Origin of the sequence: Vibrio renipiscarius (genome assembly GCF_000827885.1) — a bacterium.
Taxonomy (GTDB): Bacteria; Pseudomonadota; Gammaproteobacteria; order Enterobacterales; family Vibrionaceae; genus Vibrio; species Vibrio renipiscarius.
The window spans coordinates 24468-47159 of sequence record NZ_JTKH01000021.1 but is presented as its reverse complement, the minus strand read 5'-3'; the positions used below and the strand labels follow the sequence as shown (position 1 = coordinate 47159).

Here is a 22692-nt window from a genome sequence, read left to right as displayed (position 1 = left end):
CGTCGTTATGCGTAATAGTGACTGAGGATTTTAGCGGTAAATTGCGTGCGCAAATAAAAACCACGAGGTAAGGTTTTGATCACTTTACCACTTGCCCCATAAGCATCGGTTAGAGCGCGGCTGTTCGCCGCTTTAGGGCGTATTTGTAACATCACCCCCTGTCTCGCCGTGATTTTTTCGACTTGGCCGAGTACGATTAACTCCATTAACTCTTCCCAATCGGTTTGTAATTGCAGGTCTTCTTCAGGGCTTGGTGACCAAATTAATGGGCTTCCGACTCGACGTTCTGCTAAGGGTATTTCTCGCTCCCCTTCAACGGGTACCCACAGCACACGGGATAATTTGTTGCGGACGTGACTTTGCTGCCAAGTGAGACCATGAACGCCAATCAATGGTGCAACGCAGACGAAAGTCGTTTCGAGTGGTTTACCATTGTAGCCAATGGGAATGGTTTTGAGTTCAATGCCTAATTGTTCAAAATCTTGCTGGGGCTTACTGCCTGCGGTTGCGCCTAAATGCCATTCTAATAGCTGTCCTACCCAGCCTTTATCCCTACGAAGATCCATAGGGGTTTCCATGCCGGCTTCATCAGCCAACTCTTTAAAAGTGATTCCAGCGATATCACGAGCGCGTTCAAGCAGCTCTTGTTCGGATTGAGGTTCAGGCTTCATCGTGTCATATATTGATGGGATTACGGTTATTGTAACGTGATCTATAAAAATAGCGACTTGGTGGCAATGCCATCGACTTGCTGAAAAGATCGGCATTCTTCTCTTATCCACAAGTAAATCCAGAAAATTATTACCCTTAGCAACATATGTATGAATTAACAGGGTTTTTAGGTAAGTTTACACTTGATTTTTATGGTAAGTAGGCAATTTATTTTCTATTGGTGTGGATAAATACGCACTTGGTTGTTATTTGACCGCTTTCTGTTTTCTTGTATTAAATGGTCGATGGAATGTCCGCCTTTAGTTTTGGTTTTGGTTTAAGGTATTGTTTTTATTGTTATTTTAATTTGATTTCCATTGGTTTGTTTGTTGCGCAAGTTTGCTGTTTCGATGGTGGTCATGCTTGTTAGTTGCTTTTTCACATAGTTATACACAGAAAAGGTGAATAAATGTGGGCTATGTCTCACTTATGTGTGTATAACCGCATATCTGATCATTAGTTATCCAGTTTGGCGACATTCGGCGATAATTTCTGTGTTAGTCACATTAGTAAGTTTGCTCCGTTTGGGGATATGTGGAAAAATCGCTGTAATTAAAGATTTTATTAGAGGTTGGCCAGTGATAGATGGCGATGGTTACCGCTTAAATGTGGGAATTGTAATCTGTAACAACCATGGTCAGGTCTTCTGGGCTAAACGATACGGGCAACATTCATGGCAGTTTCCTCAAGGGGGGATTGATGATGGGGAAAACCCAGAGCAGGCCATGTATCGTGAATTATATGAAGAGGTCGGTCTCACTAAGCAAGACGTCAAAATCGTCGCAACAAGTCGTCATTGGTTAAGGTATAAATTACCCAAACGATTGGTTAGGTGGGATTCAAAACCGGTTTGTATCGGCCAAAAACAGAAATGGTTTCTGCTGCGTTTGGATTGTGATGAGTCAAAAATCAACATGCAACGTGGTAGTTCCCCTGAGTTTGATGGTTGGCGGTGGGTGAGTTATTGGTACCCAGTGCGCCAAGTAGTCTCTTTCAAGCGCGATGTTTATCGTCGAGCGATGAAAGAATTCGCATCCATGGCTATGCCGTTTAAAGAACGTCGAGCAAAAGGTAAGCGTAAACCGCGAAGAGGGTAGTAATGCTTTCTCAACTAAGGGACATAGTTGAACAGGTTTCAAGAGTCGAAAACGTGCATAGCGCGTTGGAGCTATTGGTACAGCAAACGTGTCTCGCAATGGAGACTGAGTGTTGTACTATTTACCTTGCCAATGAAGAAATGCAACGCCTTGAGTTGATGGCAACTCAAGGTTTGCGTTTCAAAGGCAAAAAAATACAAATTCATTTCAATGAAGGTTTGGTGGGGTTAGTTAAACGCAGCGCAGAACCGCTCAACCTTGCCGAAGCATCAAAGCACCCAAACTACAAATACTTTCCCCAACTGGGCGAGAAGGTGTACCAGAGTTTTCTGGGTACTCCTATTATCTACCGCAAGCAGGTATTAGGGGTATTAGTTGTCCAGCAAAAAGCGCCTCGTCTATTTGATGAAATGGAAGAGTCTTTTCTCGTCACGTTAGCCGCTCAGTTAGCGGTCATTATTGCCCATGCCCAAACTCAAGGTCAGTGGCGTTTAGAGAAAAAACAGCAGGCGATACGCGGCATTCCCGCATCTTCTGGGGTGGCGATAGGCCCATTTTGGTGGGACGACTCTCAGCCATTATTAGCGGATGTTCGCCCGGCATCCACATTGGATATCGACCGTGAGCAAGAATGGTTACTGCTGGCAATTGAAGAAGCGTTGAATGATTTTCGTCGGATGCGGAAAAAGCTCGATAACGAGATCAATAAAGAAACATTAGCGATTTTCGACCTGTTTACTCACCTGCTCAACGACCCCATGCTGCGTAAGGATCTGAAAACACAGATCCTGAAAGGCGATCGTGCGGATTGGGCGGTTAGACAGGTGGTTGAAACGTATTCCAATCGTTTTGCGCGTATGGCGGATGGCTATTTAAAAGAGCGAGCTCAAGATATTCGAGAGCTTGGTCAGCGTTTGTTGTTCTTTCTCCACAATGCAGAACAAGAGCAACACGATTTTGAGCAACCGGTCATTCTTGTGGTTCGAGAGCTTACGGCCTCACTGATTGCCTCTATTCCCAAAGATAAACTTTTGGCTGTGGTCTCATTGGAAGGGGCGGCGAACTCTCATGCCGCAATTTTATCGCGTGCCTTGGGGATTCCTGCGGTAATGGGCGTCAATCTTAACCTTGATATCATTAATGGTAAAAGAGGGATCGTTGATGGTTACAGTGGCAAAATCCTCGTTTCTCCAAGTCGGCAATTACTCAAAGAATACCGCGCGCTTGCGAATGAAGAGCGTGAACTGGCCAATATGGTCAATCAACGTATTGAAGAAGCGGCTTTTACGGCAGACCATGAGCGAATCGAAATTTTGCTCAACGCAGGATTAAGCGCGGATGCCAATATCGCGGTTAACCAAGGCGTAGATGGTGTGGGGTTGTATCGCACTGAAATTAGCTTTTTATTGCAACATCGCTTCCCATCAGAAGAAGAACAGACGCAACAATATCAATCGGTATTAAGCACTTACCCTGACAAGCGTGTCGTGATGCGTACGCTTGATATTGGTGGAGATAAGCCGTTACCGTATCTGCCAATTGAAGAAGACAATCCGTTTTTAGGCTGGCGTGGCATTCGTTTTACGCTTGATCATCCGGATATCTTTTTAATGCAAATCCGAGCCATGATGAAAGCGAGTGTGGAGACGCACAATTTAAGCATTTTGTTACCGATGGTGTCGGGGGCGCAAGAGTTGGACGATGCCATTGTCTTTATTGAACAGGCCTATCAAGAGTTATCGAAACTCGACCCTCGCATTGTGCGGCCACAAATTGGCATCATGATTGAAGTGCCATCCATGCTTTATTTATTGCCACTGATTGCGCACAAGGTGGATTTTGTTTCTGTTGGTACGAATGATTTAACACAATACCTACTTGCGGTTGATCGCAATAACTCTCGTGTTTCGGATGTGTATGAATCGATGCATCCCGCGGTCGTGATGGCACTAAAACATATTCATCAGACTTGTACTCAACTTAAATTACCCGTGTGTATTTGCGGTGAGCTAGCCGGTGACCCGATAGGGGGCATTACTTATGGTTGGTTTAGGTTATCGCAGTTTAAGTATGAACACCTCCAACGTGGCGAAAGTGAAGTATCTATTACGCAATACGCAAGTGGATGAATTGCAGAAACTTGCTGACAAAGCCTTGATGCAACCTTATGGCAAAGACATATATACTATGATGCAAGACTTTTTCGAGCAAAAAGGCTTCTCTGGTTTTATTCGCGCTGGTAATAAATAAGGGCATAGAGTGAATATAGAATTATTGTTCCTGATGTTATTGTTGGGATCATTTGTCGGCGTCATGGCTGGATTATTGGGCATTGGTGGCGGGTTGATCGTGGTGCCTGCTTTGTTGATTTTGCTGCCACAAGCGGGTATCGATGCCGCGATTACAATGAATATTGCGCTCGCCACTTCTTTAGCGACGATCATTGTGACATCCGGTTCTTCGGCTTTAAATCATTTGAAGCTCGGCAATGTCGATATGTTTGTCATTAAATGGTTGATGCCGGGCGTCGTTATTGGTGGCTTTATTGGCGCTAATCTTGCTGAATGGATCCCTTCTCACTACCTACCGAAAGTCTTTGGTATCATTGTATTGTGCCTAGCTCTGCAGATGTTGCTGTCGATGAAAAGCACCACACAGCGAAATATGCCTTCTAGTCAGGTGACGACATTTTATGGTTCATTGATTGGTCTCGTTTCAAGCTTAGCGGGTATTGGTGGCGGTTCGTTATCGGTGCCGTTTTTGAATCGTCATGGTGTCGAAATGCGTAAGGCCGTCGGATCTTCATCGGTGTGCGGTTGTGTTCTTGCTATCTCAGGCATGATAGGCTTTGTTCTCAATGGCTATAGTGCAGAAAATCTTCCAGCTTACAGCATTGGGTATGTCTATTTACCGGCATTAGCTGCGATTGCGTCGACATCAATGTTGACCACTCGAATTGGCGCAAGGCTCGCGACATCGTTGCCTACCGCTGTATTGAAAAAAATCTTTGCCGTCTTTTTGATGTTCGTAGCGGGAACTATGCTGCTATAACGTAATCTCACCTAAATCAATCATTAAAAGAGTTACCTGTTTATGTCTCAAGGATACTTTGAATTTCCTAATATCGATCCTGTTCTCGTCTCCATCGGTCCACTTTCCATTCGTTGGTATGGCTTGATGTATTTGATCGGTTTTGCTTTTGCTCTATGGCTGGCAAATCGCCGTGCGGATAAACCAGGTAGTGGCTGGACTCGTGATCAGGTGTCTGATCTCTTGTTTGCTGGCTTTTTAGGTGTGGTGATCGGTGGTCGTGTTGGCTACGTGATGTTTTATAACTTCGATCTTTTCTTACAAGATCCGCTTTACCTATTTAAAGTGTGGACTGGCGGCATGTCGTTCCACGGTGGTTTACTCGGCGTGATTACTGCCATGTTCTGGTATGCGCGTAAAAATGGCCGCACTTTCTTTGGTGTGGCCGATTTTATTGCACCACTTGTACCATTTGGTTTAGGTATGGGGCGCATGGGTAACTTTATGAACAGTGAGTTGTGGGGACGAGTCACCGATGTGCCTTGGGGAATTGTTTTCCCAAATGGCGGACCGTTGCCGCGTCATCCTTCTCAGCTTTATGAAATGGCACTGGAAGGTATTGTGCTGTTTTTCATTCTTAATTGGTTTATTAAAAAACCGCGCCCTCTTGGATCCGTTTCGGGCTTGTTCCTTGCGGGTTACGGTTCATTCCGTTTCTTAGTGGAATATGTACGTGAGCCTGACGCGCATTTGGGCCTGTTTGGTGGTTTTATCTCGATGGGACAAATCCTGTCACTGCCGATGGTTCTTGCTGGTATTCTAATGATGGTTTGGGCCTACAAGCGTGGCCATTACCAAGATGAATTACCCCAACAAAATGCAAAATAAGGAATTGGTGTGAAACAATATTTAGAACTTTGTCAGCGCATTGTTGACCAGGGTGAATGGATCGCGAATGAGCGTACCGGTAAGCGTTGTCTTACGGTGATCAATGCCGATTTGACCTATGATGTCGCTAACAACCAATTTCCGCTGGTCACCACGCGTAAGAGCTTTTGGAAGTCAGCTGTCGCGGAATTACTTGGTTATATTCGCGGCTACGACAATGCGGAAGATTTCCGTAAGCTAGGCACTAAAACATGGGATGCGAATGCGAACTTAAATGATGCCTGGCTCAACAACGCTCACCGTAAAGGTGAAGACGATATGGGTCGAGTGTATGGCGTTCAAGGTCGTTCATGGGCGAAGCCGGATGGCGGTCATATCGATCAGCTGCGTAAAATTGTGGATGATTTGACGCGTGGTGTGGATGACCGTGGTGAAATTCTTAATTTCTACAATCCGGGCGAGTTTCATATGGGTTGTTTACGTCCGTGCATGTACAGCCATCACTTTTCATTATTAGGTGATACGCTTTATTTAAATAGTACGCAACGTTCATGTGATGTTCCGCTCGGCCTTAACTTCAACATGGTTCAGGTGTATGTGTTCTTGGCGATTATGGCGCAAATCACCGGCAAAAAAGCGGGTGTGGCTTACCATAAGATTGTGAACGCTCATATCTATGAAGACCAACTTGAGTTGATGCGTGATGTGCAGCTAAAGCGTGAGCCGCTAGCGCCTGCGACTTTCCACATCAATCCTGAGATTAAATCGCTTGAAGATTTGGAAACCTGGGTCACGCTAGACGATTTCTGGGTTGAAGGTTATGAATCTCACGAGCCGATTCAATTCCCATTCTCGGTGTAGTGCTAGGCGCGCAATAACTAGGCGCGCAATAACTAGGCGCCTAATAAAACGAAGCGAAGACTGACCATGTGTCAGTCTTTTTTTTGCCAGAAGAAAGGCGGGAACCTGAGATCGGATAATCAAAAAGGGGGGGGTGTTTCTATCCAAGAGGGGGCGAGTTCCCTTGAGGTATTAGCGTTGGCGTGTGCTAGGACGTAAGAGGCCGATAGGTTAGAGAGTAGCAATGGTTGTGCAGTGTCATTTACGACAAAGCATGACGTTAAGAGAGACGATTTCTGGGGAAGACTATAATGTCTTTATCACGATACCGCGTTCTCTAATCCTTAAATACAAAAAAGCCCCCGACTTTCGTCGAGGGCTTAGCAAGCAAAGATGTTGTACGTTTAATTATACAGTCAGCGCTAGGATTGTACCTGGTAGCACGATGAAGACGAACAGTAGGTACGCTGCAACCACGGCTTTGTTTTTGATTGCCATTTCTGCAAGGAACTCAGCACACTTCACTGGAATCTCACGTAGGAACGGAATACCAAAGATGAATACCGTCGCCATTAGGTTGAACACTAGGTGTACTAGAGCAATCTGCAGTGCGAACACGGCGAACTCACCTGATACCGCTGTTGCTGCAAGTAGTGCTGTAATACATGTACCGATGTTCGCACCAAGAGTAAATGGGTAAACATCACGTACTTTCAACACGCCAGTACCTACAAGAGGAACCATTAGGCTAGTTGTTGTAGAAGACGATTGTACAAGAACCGTTACGATTGAACCTGAAACGATACCGTGGATAGGGCCACGACCAATTGCGTTCTTTAAGATATCACGTGCACGGCCAACCATTAGGCCCTTCATTAGCTTACCCATAACAGTGATAGCGACGAAGATAGTTGCGATACCTAGAACAATCAGTAATACGCCACCAACGGTGTTACCAAATGTGCTTAGAGGGCCTTGGATTGCGCTGATTACAGGTTTTGTAATTGGCTTAACAAAGTCAAATCCGCCCATGCTCATGTCACCCGTTGCAAGCAATGGAGACACCAACCAATGAGAAATCTTGTCCAGAATACCGAACATCATTTCCAGTGGTAAGAAAATAGCTACCGCAAGCAGGTTAAAGAAGTCGTGAATTGTTGCACTTGCAAACGCACGTTTAAATTCTTCTTTACAACGCATGTGGCCAAGAGACACAAGAGTGTTTGTTACGGTTGTACCAATGTTGGCACCCATAACCATAGGGATTGCTGTCTCTACAGGTAAACCACCAGCAACAAGGCCGACGATAATAGAAGTAACGGTACTTGATGATTGAATAAGTGCGGTTGCAACTAGACCAATCATTAAGCCAGCGACTGGGTGCGATGCAAATTCAAAAAGAACGCGCGCTTGATCACCGACTGACCATTTAAAACCTGTACCTACCATAGATACTGCAAGCAGTAGTAAGTACAACATGAATGCCAAGTTAGCCCAGCGTAACCAGCGAGTAGTGCTCGAAATTGGTGCAGCTGCAGAAGTAGCTTGGTTCATCATAATTTTCTCCATTGACCGTTAGAATCTTCGTTTTGGTCTGTATGTTTAATCTGAGGCCGATACTAGAGTGGAAATATTTCAGTAATATTACAGTTCGATGTAACAAATCGAATTTTATGATGTATGGGGAGTTAACTATGTATACGGGGATATACATGCGGTCTAAATTATTGATTTTAAATGATTAAATTGGTTTCATTTAAGTGGGGGATGAGTCGAGATATTTATCAAATAAGTGAAATATTTCTCTGAAATTTTGATATTTATGACAATTGACTGTCATAAATGATTTTTAAAGTTCGGTAAAACTTACAAAAAATGCGTTTAACTTCGTTTATAACGAATCATTGCTGTCATTTTTTGCTTCTGCTATAACCTAGAGCAGAGATTTCATAACCCAAGCACACTTATGTCCCACTTAAATTACAACCATTTGTACTATTTTTGGATGGTCTGCAAGCAAGGTTCAGTCACCAAAGCGGCAGAAGCTTTATTTCTCACGCCTCAAACGGTGACAGGGCAGATCAAAGCTCTGGAAGATCGTCTTGATGGTAAGTTGACCAAACGTAACGGGCGCAGCGTTGAACCAACGGAGTTAGGTCAGTTGGTCTTTAAATACGCCGATCGCATGTTTGGCCTGAGCTATGAAATGCTCGATATTGTCAATTACAGTCAGCACTCGAATATTTTATTTGATGTTGGGGTTGCGGATGCGCTGTCAAAGCGTCTGGTGAGCAAAATTCTGCTGACCACGGTTCCGAGTGACAATAGCATTCATTTGCGTTGCTTTGAGTCGACGCACGAAATGCTATTAGAGCAATTGGCTCAGCACAAGTTGGATATGATCCTCTCTGATTGCCCCGTTGACTCTGGGCAAAGCCCGGGTTTATTTAGTAAAAAACTGGGCGAGAGTTGCATGAGTTTCTTCTGCTCAGGCAATGTAGATAATGCTTCGTTTCCAGCGATATTGGAGCAACGCAAGCTTTTGATCCCAGGAAGTCGAACGGCGATGGGGCGTAAAGTACTCGAATGGTTTGATCGGCAAGGTATTCAGCCTAACATTTTGGGTGAGTTTGATGATGTGGCGCTGATGAAAGCTTTTGCTCGTTATCACCCGGATGTGATTTTTTTAGCACCGACCTTGTATATGAATGAAGTCGGCGATGACATCTCATTGCAGATGATTGGTCATATCGAAGAGCTGAAAGAAGAGTACTACGTCATATTTGCAGAGAGAATGATTCAGCACCCTGCGGTAAAAAACGTGTGTGATGCCAATTTTAACACTCTATTTAATTGATGGCTTTTACTCATCAAACTAAATCGATTAACATCATTGAGACATCTAATTGATTATTTAGCCCAAAAGTACCCAAAACCTCTTGTGAGAAGTTTTGCTGTTCCAAGGAGTCACGCTGGATGAATGTGCAAGAGATGGAAAAAAACTCGACCCAAGCGGTGGTGTTGTTAAAAGCGATGGCGAATGAACGGCGTTTGCAGATTCTTTGCTTGTTACATAATAAAGAAATGTCGGTCGGCGAGTTGTGCAGTAAGTTAGCATTAAGCCAATCGGCATTGTCTCAACACTTAGCTTGGTTGCGTCGTGATGGGTTGGTGCATACTCGTAAAGAGGCTCAAACCGTCTATTACACCCTGAGCAGTGATGAGGTAAAATCGATGATAGAGCTTTTACACAATATTTATTGTCAGAGTTGACAAATTTTAGATATAAAAAAACCGGCGAGAGCCGGTTTTTATCTACTGGGAATCAGAGTTCTAATTAAAGAGCTTTGATCGCAGCAACAAAACGAGACTTGTGACGAGCAGCTTTATTCTTATGAATAAGGCCCTTAGTCGCCATGCGGTCTAGGATTGGTGTAACTGCTGCAAATGCAGTAGTTGCAGCTTCTTTGTCGCCTGCTTCGATAGCAGCAACAGTTTTCTTCATGTAAGTGCGCATCATAGAACGACGGCTAGCGTTGTGCTGGCGACGTTTCTCAGCTTGGATAGCGCGCTTCTTAGCAGATTTACTATTTGCCAAGGGTCTAACTCCCAAAAACTTTAGTTCGGTGACAATTTAAGGGCAGGGAATATCCCTTATTTGCGCCGAAATGTCAATTGATTTGTGCAAAAACCAGTCTTAGCCAAAACAAATTTTGGATTCAACGAGTCATCACGGTTAAGATGGCGGGGATTCTATCAGTATTTTTTTTTCAATGCTAATACTTATCTGCCTTGAATCTGACTTTCCTTCATCTAATTAGGTCAGATTCAGCAAGTATTGCATATTTTTGAGGTGTTTGTGAGTAAACGTCTACTTAAGTCAGGCATGATCGTCAGCTCGATGACTTTGATTTCTCGTGTGTTAGGTTTAGTTCGTGATGTCGTTGTGGCCAATTTAATGGGAGCAGGCGCGAGCGCGGATGTTTTTTTCTTTGCCAATAAAATTCCGAACTTTTTGCGCCGTCTGTTTGCGGAAGGGGCTTTTTCTCAAGCTTTTGTTCCGGTTCTAACGGAAAACTACGCTCAAGGTGACATGGATAAGACCCGTCAGTTGATTGCCCGTGCAGCAGGGACATTAGGGGTGATTGTCTCTATTGTTACCTTACTCGGTGTTTTAGGCTCTGGTGTGGTAACGGCATTATTTGGTTTTGGCTGGTTTTTGGATTGGTTAAATGGCGGACCTTCGGCGGAAAAATTTGAGTTGGCGAGCTTTATGCTCAAAATTACCTTCCCTTATTTATGGTTCATCACGTTTGTCGCGCTCTCTGGAGCCATATTGAATACCCTCGGAAAATTTGCCGTTTCCTCTTTTACCCCTGTTTTTCTCAATGTGATGATTATCTTCTCGGCGTGGTTTATTGCGCCACAGTTATCACAGCCTGAAATTGGTTTGGCGATTGGCGTCTTTCTGGGCGGCTTGGTGCAATTTCTTTTTCAAATCCCATTCCTAATCAAAGCCGGAGTGATGGTGAAACCTCAATGGGGTTGGCGAGATCCGGGAGTGGTGAAAATCCGCACCCTGATGATCCCTGCGCTATTTGGGGTGTCGGTGAGTCAAATTAACTTATTGCTTGATACCTTTATTGCGAGTTTCTTACAAACCGGCTCGATCAGTTGGCTGTATTATTCAGATCGCCTATTGGAATTTCCTTTGGGGCTTTTTGGTATTGCGATTGCCACCGTGATCTTACCAGCGTTATCACGCAAGCACGTTGACGCGCACAGCGAAGGCTTTGCGAGTACGATGGATTGGGGCGTACGCATGGTGATCTTATTGGGTTTACCGGCCATGTTAGGTTTAATGGTGCTCGCTAAGCCGATGTTGATGGTGTTGTTCATGCGTGGTGAGTTTTCTCCCCATGATGTGCAGCAAGCCTCTCTTTCTCTTTTTGCTTATGCATCGGGCCTTTTGAACTTCATGTTGATCAAAGTGCTCGCGCCAGGCTACTACTCACGCCAAGATACTAAAACGCCAGTGAAGTACGGCATTGTCGCAATGACGACCAACATGGTTTTTAACGCTATCTTTGCTTATTTCTATGGTTATGTTGGTCTTGCAATGGCCACGGCATTGTCAGCGTTAGTGAATATGGCACTGCTTTATAGAGGTTTGCATCTACAAGGTGTTTACCAGATAAGCAAAAAGACGCTGTTGTTCATTGCTCGCTTGGCGATTGCTGGTGGTGCGATGGTGGCCGCGCTTGTTTGGCAGCTGGAAGAAATCAATGTTTGGCTGGCCTGGAGTTTTGTTGAGCGAGTGATGTCATTGACCTTATTAATTGGTCTTGGCGCTGGGGTTTATCTTCTCTGTCTTCTCGTGTTAGGCGTGCGTCTTAAAGATCTAAAAGCAGCGACAGAGTAACCGCAATTGTATATAATCCGTCGGTTTCACGTCGTGCAAATTGAAAAGGCATTGAGCAACTTCCAATGGAACTGATTCGAGGTATTCACAATATTCAGCCACACCACCAAGGGTGTGTGCTCACCATAGGAAACTTTGATGGTGTTCATCTTGGTCATCAAGTGGTACTTGAACAAGTATCACAGAAAGCCAAGGCGTTAAATCTACCTTCAATGGTGATGACGTTTGAACCTCAGCCTTTGGAATTGTTTGCTAAAGACAAAGCGCCGGCGCGTTTAACACGATTGAGAGATAAATTTGTTCAACTGAATAAGTTGGATATCGATCGTTTGCTTTGCGTGAGTTTTAACGCCTACTTTGCCAGCTTAACAGCGGATGAGTTTATTACCGACTTGTTGGTCAAGCGATTGGGTGTTAAGTTTCTCGTTATTGGTGATGACTTTTGTTTCGGTCGCGGTCGCAAAGGTGATTTTGCGATGCTACAAAAAGCGGGAAAACGTTACGGCTTTGAAGTCGTCAGTACGCAAAGTTTTTGTCTGCAACAACTGCGCGTCAGCAGTACTGCCATCCGTAATGCGCTTGCGCAAGATGACTTACCTGCCGCCGCACATATGTTGGGGCGTGATTACAGTATTAGTGGCCGTGTTTCACATGGCCGCAAGCTGGGGAGAACCATTGGTTTTCCTACGGCAAATATCCCTCTTAAACGCTGCGTTTCACCCGTTTCAGGCGTGTATGTCGTACAGGCGCTGGGGCTTGGTGAACAAGTGATAGGAGGGGTGGCGAACATCGGTCAAAGACCAACCGTCAATGGCGTTCGCCAACAACTGGAAGTACACTTATTTGACTTCCAAGCCAATTTATATGGTAAACAGCTAGAAATAGTGCTTTTACAAAAGCTTCGCAATGAACATAAATTTGATTCATTCGAGGCTTTAAAACAGCAAATTGAATTGGATGCTGAGGCAGCAAGGGTGTGGCTGCGTCAGTTTAAGCGTTAATCGGTTTATTCCACCGTTAACCATAATGTCTAACTTTCGCCCAATACAACGGAATTAAGAATCGATGAGTGAGTATAAAGATACCCTGAACCTACCTGATACAGGGTTCCCAATGCGCGGTAATCTGGCCAATCGTGAGCCAGAAATGCTTGAACGTTGGTATAAAGAAGATCTTTACGGTGAAATCCGTAAAGCGAAGAAAGGCAAAAAATCTTTCGTATTACACGATGGCCCTCCATACGCCAACGGTGATATTCACATTGGTCACGCGCTAAACAAGATTCTTAAAGACATTATTATTAAATCCAAAACGCTTTCGGGTTTTGATGCTCCGTACGTTCCAGGTTGGGACTGCCACGGTCTACCAATCGAATTGATGGTAGAGAAGAAAGTAGGCAAACCAGGCCAGAAAGTAACGGCAGCAGAATTCCGTGAGAAATGTCGCGAATACGCTGCGGGTCAAGTTGAAGGTCAAAAAGAGAGCTTCAAACGTCTTGGCATCATGGGCGAGTGGGATAAGCCATACCGCACCATGGATTTTGTGACTGAAGCAAACATCATTCGCGCATTGGGCAAGATTGCTGATAAAGGCCATCTGCTAAAAGGTTTCAAACCTGTTCACTGGTGTACAGATTGTGGTTCAGCATTGGCTGAAGCGGAAGTTGAGTACAAAGATAAAGTCTCTCCATCTATCGATGTGAAATTTGCTGCGGCAGATGAAGCGGCAGTATTGGCGAAATTCGCTCTAGCGGATAACCACGCTGGTGAAGGTGAGCTTTCAATCGTTATCTGGACGACAACGCCTTGGACGCTTCCAGCGAACCGCGCGGTTTGTCTACGTGACGATCTAGAATACGTATTGATCCAAGTTGAAGCGAATGGCGATGTGCCTGCTCAACGTATCATCGTCGCGGCTGAGCTTGCGAAAGATGCGATGGATCGTGCTGGCATCGAACACTTCCATAACCTTGGCTTTGCTAAAGGTGCGGATCTTGAGTTGCTGCAATTTAATCACCCGTTCTACGATTTCACTGTTCCGGCGATCCTTGGCGATCACGTAACAACAGAATCAGGTACTGGTGTCGTGCATACTGCTCCTGGCCACGGTCAAGAAGACTTCGTAGTGGGTCAAAAGTACGGCCTAGAAGTCGCAAACCCAGTGGGTTCAAACGGCGTTTACCTACCAGATACTCCGTTATTTGCAGGTCAACACGTTTTCAAAGCGAACGATTCAGTTCTTGAAGTGCTTAAAGAAAAAGGCGCGCTACTGCATCACCACGCTTACGAGCACAGCTACCCACACTGCTGGCGTCATAAGACTCCAATCATTTTCCGTGCAACACCACAATGGTTCATCTCGATGGATCAAGCTGGCCTACGTGCAAAAGCACTAGAGTCAATCAAAGGTGTTCAGTGGATGCCAGAATGGGGCCAAAGCCGCATCGAAGGTATGATTGAAGGTCGTCCTGAGTGGTGTATCTCTCGTCAGCGTACTTGGGGCGTGCCAATTGCTCTATTCGTTCACAAAGAAACGGCTGAACTACACCCTAACTCACTAGAGCTAATTGAAAAAGTAGCAAAACTAGTTGAAGAGAAAGGCATTCAAGCTTGGTGGGATGTAGATGCAGCTGAACTGATGGGCGCTGATGACGCTGTAAACTACGAAAAAGTGCTTGATACACTAGACGTATGGTTTGACTCAGGTGTGACGCACTACTCTGTCGTTGATTCTCGTGAAGAATTTAACGGTCACAGTGCGGATTTATACCTTGAAGGTTCTGACCAACACCGTGGTTGGTTCCAATCTTCACTGATCTCATCTATTGCGATGAAAGACGTAGCACCGTACAAACAAGTACTAACGCACGGCTTCGTGGTTGATGGTCATGGCCGTAAGATGTCTAAATCTATCGGTAACGTTGTGGCACCAAAAGATGTAACTAACAAACTAGGCGCGGATATTCTTCGTCTATGGGTTGCGTCAACAGACTACACTGGTGAAGTTGCGGTTTCAGATGAAATCCTAAAACGTTCTGCAGATGCATACCGTCGTATCCGTAACACGGCGCGTTTCTTTCTAGCAAACTTAAACGGTTTCAACCCAGAAACTGATTTAGTACCCGCTGAAGAAATGGTGGCATTGGATCGTTGGGCGGTAGGTCGTGCACTGGCTGCTCAAGAAGAGATTGTGAAAGCATACGATGAGTACAACACGCACGGCGTGACTCAGCGTCTAATGCAATTCTGTTCAATCGAAATGGGTTCATTCTACCTAGACGTCATCAAAGACCGTCAGTACACCGCAAAACGTGGTGGCCATGCTCAACGCAGCTGTCAAACGGCGCTTTACTACATCGTAGAAGCTCTAGTTCGTTGGATGGCGCCTATCATGTCGTTCACTGCAGATGAAATCTGGAACGAAATGCCAGGTCAACGCGATAAGTTTGTCTTCACTGGCGAATGGTTCGATGGTCTATTCGGTCTTGCTGAAAACGAAGAACTGAACAACGAATTCTGGGCAGAAATCCAAGCGGTTCGTGGCAGCGTGAACAAGCTTCTAGAAGCGGCACGTAGCGAGAAAGTGATTGGTGGCGCACTACAGGCTGAGATCACTTTGTTTGCTGATGAAGCACTGGCGGCGAAGATCAACAAGCTAGAAGACGAACTGCGTTTCGTATTGCTAACGTCAAAAGCGAGCATTAAACCACTGGCTGAGAAGACAGATGCAGCGAAAGAGACCGACATTGAAGGTCTGTTGGTTGAAGTGGCTGCTTCAGAAGGCGAGAAGTGTGACCGTTGCTGGCACCACACTGCGGACGTGGGTACCATCGCTGGACATGAAACCATTTGTGGTCGTTGTGTAACGAACATTGATGGTGAAGGCGAAGTACGCAAGTTTGCGTAATCCTGCTTTAGTGATTGAACTTTATTAAAAATTTATAGCCCCAGTATCTACTGGGGTTATTTTTATCAAGTACGTTACCAAGTTGGGTAATCAGTAAGTGGGATTGAAAAGAAAATGAGTGACTTTTCTCTGAAACAATCAGGTGTTCGTTGGCTTTGGCTTGCTGTCGTAATTTTCGTTGCGGACATTGCCATTAAGCTCTTTGTTATGGACAACATGGGTTATGGCTGGGCGAATCGAGTTGAGGTTCTGCCTTTCTTTAATTTTCTCTATGTTCATAACTATGGCGCTGCTTTTAGCTTTTTAAGTGACCAAGCAGGTTGGCAGCGTTGGTTCTTTACCGCGATTGCGTTTGTGGTGACGGCGATGCTGACTTATTGGATGAGCAAACTACCAGCGAAAGAAAAGTGGAATAACATTGCTTATGCGATGATCATCGGCGGCGCGATCGGTAATGTCTTTGATCGTATCGTGCATGGCTTCGTGATCGATTACCTTGATTTCTTCTGGGGTAGCTATCATTGGCCGGCATTTAACCTTGCCGATAGTACGATTTGTATCGGCGCGGCGATGATTATTCTTGATGGCTTTCGCAAGAAAGAGCAAGAAACCGCTTAATCTGATAAATATGTAATAACCCTAAGCGCTGTCTGTTGATTTAGACGGCGCTTTTTCATTTAATAGACGGTCCTATTTGACGTTGTCGCTCGTCATAGCCTTAGTCATTTCGCGATTTTGGCGATAAGCACGAACGACATGAATATCTCGTCTAACGAAGAACAAATAATAATGACAAGGAAGCAGTCACGTGATGATAATCGCTCAACAATCGACAGTAACATTGCATTTTACGATTAAGATGAAAGACGGTTCTGTTGCCGATAGTACTTACAACATGGGCAAACCCGCTAAGTTAACAATTGGTGATGGAAGCCTGAGTCAAAATTTTGAACAGTGCTTATTTGGTTTACAAACAGGCGACCAAAAAGCGATAGAGCTGCCGGCAGCCGATGCTTTTGGGATGCCAAATCCGGATAATATTCATTATATGGATCGGGCTAAGTTTGTTGGTGATGCTGAAGTGGAGGTCGGTACGATTATGGCGTTTAGTGGTCGTGATGGTATGGAAATTCCCGGAATCATTACCGAGATTGCTGGCGATTCGGTCACGGTTGACTTTAATCATCCTTTAGCTGGACAAGATGTGACTTTTGAAGTCGAAATTTTATCAGTAGAATAACACCCAAGAAGATAACAATTCCATGAGCAATGAAATGAAAATCCTGTTAGCCAACCCACGTGGTTTTTGTGCGGGTGTTGATCGTGCTATTAGCATCGTAGAGCGCGCATTAGAACTTTATCAGCCACCAATCTATGTGCGCCATGAAGTGGTCCATAATCGCTTTGTGGTGGAAGGGCTAAAACAACGCGGTGCAATTTTTGTCGAAGAGCTCAGTGAAGTGCCTGATGACAACATCGTGATTTTTTCAGCTCATGGTGTTTCACAAGCGGTGCGTCAGGAAGCCAAAGAACGCGCTCTGACTGTGTTTGATGCGACTTGTCCGTTGGTCACAAAGGTCCATATGGAAGTGGCGCGTGCAAGCCGTAAACACATGGAAGTTGTTCTGATTGGCCATGCTGGGCATCCGGAAGTGGAAGGCACGATGGGCCAGTACTCCAGCTTCGAAGGTGGCATGTACTTGGTTGAAAAGCCTCAAGATGTGGAAAAACTATTGAGTTTGGTGAAAGACCCAAGTGAATTGCACTACGTGAGTCAAACAACATTGTCGGTGGATGAAACGGCGGATGTGATCACTGAACTGCGTCGCGTCTTCCCAGAAATTCAAGGCCCGCGTAAAGATGATATCTGCTATGCGACGCAAAATCGTCAAGACGCCGTGCGTGAAATGGCGGGTGATGTTGATGTTGTCATTGTTGTGGGATCGAAAAACTCTTCAAACTCAACACGATTGAAAGAGCTGGCGGAAAAGCTCGGCACGCCGGGTTACTTAACCGATTGTCCTGAAGATATCGATAGCGCATGGTTTGACGGTAAAGCAAAGGTCGGCGTTACCGCAGGCGCTTCTGCGCCAGAAGAACTGGTTAACAAGATTCTTGAGCGTATTAAGGAATTGGTTGGCACTCGTTCAGTTGAAGAAGTGTCAGGCCGTGAAGAGAATATGTTCTTTGAAGTACCAAAAGAGCTGCAAATCAAACTGGTTGATTAGTCTCTTCGATAAATAAAATCCATATAAACAAAAGGCTCCCGAGGGAGCCTTTTGTATTGATAAGCCGAACGTTGTTATTTTTATTGAGTAGCGATTAAGCGGTTTTGCTCTCGGTGTCTGCTGGTGTGTCTTCTTCTTTTTGAGTCTCATTAGCAAAGTCGCTATCGCCTTTACCTTTTGAAATTTTAATGACATACACCATCGCTGCTAGCGCAAATATCACACCAGAGATGGTTGAAATTTGCATTGGCAGGCCAAAGCCTAATGTGCTGTTGTTCAGAATAAAGGTCGCACATACCGCGGTCATGAATACTGCTGGAATCGTGGTGATCCAATGCAGTTTATTGTAACGAAGCAGGTAAGCCGAGGCTGTCCACAGCATCATTACTGCCGTTGTTTGGTTAGCAAAACCGAAGTAGCGCCAGATGATTCCGAAGTCGACTTGGGTTAGTACCGCACCGACAACAAACAAAGGTACAGCCATCAATAGGCGGTTGCGCAATGTTTTTTGTTCCATGTTGAAGTATTCAGCCAAGATCAAACGGCTTGAACGGAATGCCGTATCGCCTGAGGTAATCGGTAGAATAACCACACCTAGGAAGGCAATGATGCCACCAAATACACCCAGTAGGCCAAATGACGCGCTATAAACAACGTTACCCGGGCCACCATTTGCAACGGCTTCTTGTAGCGCTTCTAGTGAGCCAAAGAAAGACAATGCAATCGCACACCAGATTAGGGCAATGATGCCTTCGCCGATCATTGCGCCGTAGAAAACAAAGCGTCCGTTCTTCTCATTTTCCATACAACGTGCCATCAGTGGAGACTGAGTGGCGTGGAAGCCAGAAATGGCACCACACGCGATGGTGATAAACAGAGCAGGCCAAATCGGCATATCATTTGGGTTTAGGTTAGTGAACATATCCGTCACTTCAAAACCGCCCAGAATCTGATGCTCGCTTGAGAATGCGACCGCACTGATAAGGCCAACCGACATAAAGATGAGCAATGCGCCAAAGAGTGGGTAGAAGCGACCGATGATTTTATCAACCGGAACAATCGTTGCCAGAATGTAGTAAGCAAAGATGATAACGACCATTGTTGTCATGCTGACATCAAGGCTGGTTTGTTCATTGATAAGGTTCGTGATCATGCCTGCTGGTGCGGAAACAAACACAACCCCAACAAGAAGCAGCAGTACAATGGCAAAAATGTTCATAAAATGTTTGGCGCCATTGCCTAGGTAACGACCTGTAATCGTAGGGACAGATGCACCATCATTGCGGATAGAAAGCATACCAGAGAAATAGTCGTGCACTGCGCCAGCAAAGATACAGCCGATAACAATCCATAGCATTGCTGCTGGGCCGTATAATGCCCCCATGATTGGACCAAAGATTGGGCCAACACCGGCAATGTTAAGTAATTGAACCAGGTACACTTTAGGTGTCGACATTGGCACAAAGTCTACGCCGTCCGTTTTCGTGTGCGCTGGAGTCTTACGCTGTTCATTGATGCCAAATACTTTCTCAACGAAAGCACCGTAAATAAAGTAACCGCCGATCAATGCAGCGACACAGGTTAAAAACCACAACATAATTCTGTCCCTTAGATATTGTATTCATGATCGATAATAAACGTCTTATCAGCGAGAAACATCGACTTTAAGCGTGAGTGGTCGTATATCGATTTAAGTGGTTCTAATCGGTATTGAGAGGTTTTTATACCGAGCTTGTGGGCAATCGTATCCATTAGTGGTTACACTAAGGTCAGGCAGAACAACAAGGAAAAACAATGAGAAAGGTTCTAGTAGTGGCATTGCTCACCATTTTGGCGGGTTGCGCCAGTTCGGTGGAAGAATTGGCGAAATCGGGTGACTGGTATCAAGTCGGTTATCAAGATGGCGTGAGTGGTCATACCGAGCGTTCAATCTCGGATCTGGTCAAGCTGGGTGAGGCAAACCAGGCCGATTATGATCAAGGTTATTTAACCGGTGTAAAAGAATACTGTAACCCGAATTTTGCTTATCAAATTGGCCTGTCAGGGCAGTATTACGAAGGGGTGTGTGAAGGCACCGAAGACGCTCAGCAGTTTCGCATGGAGTGGCAGCGAGGCTGGGCTGAATCTCAAAATAATTATTAGTGGGATTGTTTGTGACGCCTATATTTGCTCGTTATCGATAAATATAAGCCAGTACGAGACCACTTAGTGATGAAAAAGGCTTGGTATCCCCAAGCCTTTTTCCTTTTCTAGTCGTTTTATTTTGCCGCACGCCATACACCGTTGTATGGCGATATTTTAGCTGTGGGCATTTTTATTTTTGGGTTTTATTTGTCGGCATAATACAGCACCCCCAATGATGCGAGTTGGCTCGCGCCGGTGACTTCAGGTAAATTACTCGGTAGGTTGTGTATGCGGCGTTGCGCTAGCCAGGCAAAAGCGATGGCTTCCATGTTGTCACTGTCGACCCCTTTCTCTTGAGTCGACATGACCGACCATGATGGTAGTTGTTCCGCTAATCGTTGCATCAGCAGAGGATTGTGGACTCCACCGCCACAGACCAATAACTCGGGACTATTCCCCTGCGTATAACGCGCGACGTCGTTGGCGATCGTGACCGCAGTGTATTCACATAAGGTACGTTGCACATCTTGCGCAGACAGTGTGTGAGTTGCCAGTTTTTGCTCAAGCCACGGTAGGTTGAATAGCTCTCGTCCCGTACTTTTGGGGGCTTGGCGGGCAAAATAGGCTTCATTGAGAAGATCGGTTAATAGATCTTGATTCACTTCTCCTTTCTTCGCAAATTGTGCCCCATCATCGTATTTATGGCCGAGATGTTTTTGTGTCCAAGCATCCATGAGCATGTTGCCAGGGCCTGTATCATAACCAATCACCGGTTGATCAGGACGCAAGACGGAGATGTTCGCAATGCCACCAATATTTAATACCACCACACTTGAGTCGGTCGATGTAAATAAGCATTGATGAAACGCTGGCACCAAAGGGGCGCCTTGGCCACCCAGAGCCATGTCTTTGCGACGAAAATCGGCCACGGTATCAATGCCTGTTTTGACCGCAATAATGTTGGCGTCACCTAATTGCATGGTAAAGGGCGCATCACCTTCCGGCCTATGGTAGACCGTTTGCCCATGATTTCCGATGGCGGTAATACTTTCCGCGCGGCAATTGGTGGCGTTTAGCAGGGCATTGACTGCATCGGCAAAGAGGTGGCCAAGTAAATGATCAAGCTCGCCTATTTCCGCCAAGCTGGTGGGTTGGCCGATACAGATATTCAACAGGCGTTGCTTGAGTGACTCTGGCATTGGGAAATCTTGTGCCGCCAATAACTGAATTTGGTTGCCTTCGATTTCGACGAGTGCGGTGTCGACACCGTCCATGCTGGTGCCAGACATCACACCAATAAAGCGTTGTTTTGTACTCATATCCAATTTCTACCTATAGGGTGACATATCCATTGTAAACCGAGAGCAATCAGAATAACCTCGAAACCATAGCGAAAATCGACCGCAATTAGGAGAAATTATGGGTCCGTTATGGCTGGATGTAGCTGGGTATGAGTTAACCTCCGAAGATAAAGAGATTTTGCAGCACCCAACCGTTGGGGGCGTGATCCTGTTTTCCCGCAATTATCACGATAATCAACAGCTCTTGGCCCTTAATACGGCGATTCGTAAAGCCGCAAAACGGCCTATTTTAATTGGTGTGGACCAAGAAGGTGGGCGTGTTCAGCGTTTTCGCGACGGCTTTTCTCGAATTCCAGCCGCCAAATTATTTGGCGAGCAAGCTCAAGGCGAGCAGATGGCTGAACTGGGCGGTTGGCTTATGGCGGCAGAACTGATTGCTCATGATGTTGATTTAAGTTTTGCGCCTGTTTTGGATAAAGGCCACGACTGCCGTGCGATAGGTGATCGTGCTTTTGGTGACGATGTTGATAGCATCCTACGCTACAGCTCGGCGTTTATGCGTGGTATGAAATCAGTAGGGATGGCCACGACGGGTAAACACTTTCCTGGGCATGGCGGTGTGTTGGAAGATTCACACTTAGAAACGCCTTATGATGAGCGTGATAGCATCTTTGAAAAAGACATGGCGATCTTTAAAGCGCAAATTGACGCTGGCACGCTGGATGCGATGATGCCAGCGCATGTGATTTATCCGCATTATGATGATCAACCCGCGAGTGGGTCATCGTATTGGTTAAAGCAAGTGTTGCGTGAGCAGCTTGGTTTTAAAGGGATTATTTTTTCGGACGACTTAACGATGGAAGGCGCTGCAATCATGGGCGGCCCAGCCGAACGTTCGCATCAGGCTTTGGTCGCGGGGTGCGATATGATTTTGATGTGTAACCAACGAAATGCACAAATAGAAGTCTTGGACAATCTGCCTATCATGGAAACGCCACAAGCGATGGGACTACTGAAGAAGCAGTCTTTTTCTTTGAGCGAGCTACAAAGCAGTGACAAGTGGCGACAAGCCTCTGAAGCGATGAAGCGCATGCTCGATTGAGTGCTATTGGTATAACGTCTGCATAATAAAAGAGCCATGAAAT

General features: G+C 45.5%; 19 protein-coding genes and 1 pseudogene. 15 read left to right on the top strand and 5 right to left on the bottom strand.

Annotation, left to right across the window (positions count from 1 at the left end; genetic code table 11):
* Nucleotides 1-5 precede the first annotated feature (5 nt).
* Entirely contained in the window at nucleotides 6-671 is a 666-nt protein-coding gene (gene mutH / locus OJ16_RS11320) for a DNA mismatch repair endonuclease MutH (protein WP_040990727.1), read from the bottom strand.
* Nucleotides 672-1289: 618 nt separating this feature from the next.
* Between mutH and rppH the strand changes: the two genes are divergently transcribed.
* From rppH to OJ16_RS11295, 5 genes and pseudogenes are all read left to right on the top strand, one after another.
* Nucleotides 1290-1808 carry an RNA pyrophosphohydrolase gene (gene rppH / locus OJ16_RS11315; RefSeq protein WP_040990725.1) on the top strand — a complete coding sequence of 173 codons (519 nt, stop codon included), beginning with the start codon at nucleotides 1290-1292 and terminating at the stop codon, nucleotides 1806-1808.
* A 2-nt stretch (nucleotides 1809-1810) separates the two neighbouring features.
* Nucleotides 1811-4058, top strand: a pseudogene (ptsP, locus tag OJ16_RS11310) (phosphoenolpyruvate--protein phosphotransferase).
* A 33-nt stretch (nucleotides 4059-4091) separates the two neighbouring features.
* On the top strand, nucleotides 4092-4859 hold the full coding sequence (locus OJ16_RS11305) for a sulfite exporter TauE/SafE family protein (RefSeq protein ID WP_040990723.1): 768 nt from the start codon (nucleotides 4092-4094) through the stop codon (nucleotides 4857-4859).
* A 42-nt stretch (nucleotides 4860-4901) separates the two neighbouring features.
* Entirely contained in the window at nucleotides 4902-5726 is an 825-nt protein-coding gene (lgt, locus tag OJ16_RS11300) for a prolipoprotein diacylglyceryl transferase (RefSeq protein WP_040990721.1), read from the top strand.
* A gap of 9 nt (nucleotides 5727-5735) precedes the next feature.
* Nucleotides 5736-6587, top strand: a complete 852-nt coding sequence (locus OJ16_RS11295) for a thymidylate synthase (RefSeq protein WP_040990719.1) — start codon at nucleotides 5736-5738, stop codon at nucleotides 6585-6587.
* Between the two features lie 387 nt (nucleotides 6588-6974).
* Here OJ16_RS11295 and OJ16_RS11290 read toward each other — a convergent pair whose 3' ends face one another.
* Nucleotides 6975-8120: a Na/Pi symporter gene (locus OJ16_RS11290; RefSeq protein ID WP_040991073.1), complete on the bottom strand. Its 1146-nt coding sequence runs from the start codon at nucleotides 8118-8120 to the stop codon at nucleotides 6975-6977.
* Between the two features lie 412 nt (nucleotides 8121-8532).
* Here OJ16_RS11290 and nhaR point away from each other — a divergent pair, with 412 nt between their 5' ends.
* Complete coding sequence (gene nhaR / locus OJ16_RS11285) at nucleotides 8533-9423, top strand: transcriptional activator NhaR (protein ID WP_040990717.1); 891 nt, start codon at nucleotides 8533-8535, stop codon at nucleotides 9421-9423.
* A gap of 119 nt (nucleotides 9424-9542) precedes the next feature.
* Entirely contained in the window at nucleotides 9543-9839 is a 297-nt protein-coding gene (locus tag OJ16_RS11280; protein WP_040990715.1) for an ArsR/SmtB family transcription factor, read from the top strand.
* 64 nt (nucleotides 9840-9903) lie between these two features.
* Here the strand turns inward: OJ16_RS11280 and rpsT are convergent, their stop codons facing one another.
* Complete coding sequence (gene rpsT / locus OJ16_RS11275; protein ID WP_040990713.1) at nucleotides 9904-10164, bottom strand: 30S ribosomal protein S20; 261 nt, start codon at nucleotides 10162-10164, stop codon at nucleotides 9904-9906.
* Between the two features lie 261 nt (nucleotides 10165-10425).
* On the opposite strand from rpsT, the gene murJ reads away from it, so the two are divergent.
* From murJ to ispH, 6 genes are all read left to right on the top strand, one after another.
* A complete protein-coding gene (gene murJ, locus OJ16_RS11270) occupies nucleotides 10426-11988 on the top strand; it encodes a murein biosynthesis integral membrane protein MurJ (RefSeq protein ID WP_040990710.1) in 1563 nt (520 codons plus the stop codon).
* Nucleotides 11989-12053: 65 nt separating this feature from the next.
* Complete coding sequence (ribF, locus tag OJ16_RS11265) at nucleotides 12054-12989, top strand: bifunctional riboflavin kinase/FAD synthetase (protein ID WP_040990709.1); 936 nt, start codon at nucleotides 12054-12056, stop codon at nucleotides 12987-12989.
* A gap of 64 nt (nucleotides 12990-13053) precedes the next feature.
* Entirely contained in the window at nucleotides 13054-15894 is a 2841-nt protein-coding gene (gene ileS, locus OJ16_RS11260; protein ID WP_040990707.1) for an isoleucine--tRNA ligase, read from the top strand.
* 114 nt (nucleotides 15895-16008) lie between these two features.
* A complete protein-coding gene (lspA, locus tag OJ16_RS11255) occupies nucleotides 16009-16512 on the top strand; it encodes a signal peptidase II (protein WP_040990705.1) in 504 nt (167 codons plus the stop codon).
* Nucleotides 16513-16705: 193 nt separating this feature from the next.
* Complete coding sequence (fkpB, locus tag OJ16_RS11250) at nucleotides 16706-17134, top strand: FKBP-type peptidyl-prolyl cis-trans isomerase (RefSeq protein ID WP_040990703.1); 429 nt, start codon at nucleotides 16706-16708, stop codon at nucleotides 17132-17134.
* A gap of 22 nt (nucleotides 17135-17156) precedes the next feature.
* Nucleotides 17157-18122 (top strand): 4-hydroxy-3-methylbut-2-enyl diphosphate reductase, encoded by a 966-nt coding sequence (ispH, locus tag OJ16_RS11245; protein ID WP_040990702.1) that lies wholly within the window; start codon nucleotides 17157-17159, stop codon nucleotides 18120-18122.
* A gap of 94 nt (nucleotides 18123-18216) precedes the next feature.
* Here ispH and OJ16_RS11240 read toward each other — a convergent pair whose 3' ends face one another.
* Complete coding sequence (locus OJ16_RS11240; RefSeq protein WP_040990700.1) at nucleotides 18217-19719, bottom strand: carbon starvation CstA family protein; 1503 nt, start codon at nucleotides 19717-19719, stop codon at nucleotides 18217-18219.
* 197 nt (nucleotides 19720-19916) lie between these two features.
* Here OJ16_RS11240 and OJ16_RS11235 point away from each other — a divergent pair, with 197 nt between their 5' ends.
* Complete coding sequence (locus OJ16_RS11235; protein ID WP_040990697.1) at nucleotides 19917-20264, top strand: DUF2799 domain-containing protein; 348 nt, start codon at nucleotides 19917-19919, stop codon at nucleotides 20262-20264.
* 185 nt (nucleotides 20265-20449) lie between these two features.
* Here OJ16_RS11235 and OJ16_RS11230 read toward each other — a convergent pair whose 3' ends face one another.
* Nucleotides 20450-21565, bottom strand: coding sequence for an anhydro-N-acetylmuramic acid kinase (locus tag OJ16_RS11230; protein WP_040990696.1), 1116 nt, complete (start codon nucleotides 21563-21565; stop codon nucleotides 20450-20452).
* Nucleotides 21566-21665: 100 nt separating this feature from the next.
* On the opposite strand from OJ16_RS11230, the gene nagZ reads away from it, so the two are divergent.
* Nucleotides 21666-22649, top strand: a complete 984-nt coding sequence (nagZ, locus tag OJ16_RS11225) for a beta-N-acetylhexosaminidase (RefSeq protein ID WP_040990694.1) — start codon at nucleotides 21666-21668, stop codon at nucleotides 22647-22649.
* Nucleotides 22650-22692 lie beyond the last annotated feature (43 nt).